The 1025-nt window shown below is 60.5% G+C and carries 1 pseudogene; it reads left to right on the forward strand.

Annotation, left to right across the window (positions count from 1 at the left end):
- Nucleotides 1-51: 51 nt before the first annotated feature.
- A pseudogene (locus C463_RS06600) lies at nucleotides 52-1025 on the forward strand (hypothetical protein); the annotation flags it as partial.

The raw sequence follows: 1025 nt of genomic DNA on the forward strand, positions 1-1025 counted from the left end.
TGTGTATAAGAGACAGGGTTTAGCGTCGATCGCGTCGAACGGGCCGAGTCGGTGACATGGGCGGAAGGGTTGTTCCGGTTCCTAACAGCCCGCCAGCCCTACGATGATGGGCTGGGTGGTCGTTTCGAGTCGCGTTACGACGGTGAGACGTTCACTGTGGACTTCGATGACTGTTGGACGAGTTCCTACGGCGATGAGCAAGCCGCCAAGAACGCGGCGTTTCAGCGGCAACTGATGGGTGGGACGTACCCGGAGAGCGAAGACAGTGCTCGCTCCGGCGAGCACGTCGAGGGCGAATGGGGCGACGTCGCTACGATCATGCTCACGCGGACGGGTTCATCGAAGCCGGACGGTGAGCGGGTGCCGCCGGTCGATCACGGCGACCGCGTGGCCCGCACGTGGTCGCAGGGTGACGTGTACGACGTGGTGCGGAACGCAGCGGAGTACCATCTCGGCTTAGAGTCTGAACAGTGGGGGTACGTTCGTGGTGACGACGTGCACGGGTTGGATGCTGAGAATCCGGGAGAGAACGCCTGTTACGTGCATTGTCACGATGCTATTTACATCGACTTGCAGGCAACAGGGCTACGCGACACGTTCGACACGGACCACGAGATCGTGGCTGTGTTGGAGAACACGTTCTACCCGGCGATTGAGAAGCACATCGAAGCGTGTGACTTGGCGAAACCAGAGGCTCATACCCGCGAGAAGGCCATAGAGGTGCGCTTAGACTTGGAGGAACCGGCGGGATACGCGACGGAGTACCTTCGGCTACAGGAGGACACGCCGATGATGGAGATGCCGGTCGAAATGCAGGCGTTCGCAGCTATCGAGTGGGCGCAGAACCGGCAGAGGATCGCTCGCTCGCAAGTTTTCAATGATGCCGCGAAAGCGGACCTATGCCTTCAGGACAAGGAGCGAGTGCACGGCCACCGCCTGAAGTACGACGGGAAGGGTAACGTCGTGTGTGCTCGCTGTGGCTCTGCTGTTGGGATCGGTGCCGATACGATAGCAGAGTACCGGCT

The organism is Halorubrum californiense DSM 19288 (assembly GCF_000336875.1).
Lineage (GTDB): Archaea > Halobacteriota > Halobacteria > Halobacteriales > Haloferacaceae > Halorubrum > Halorubrum californiense.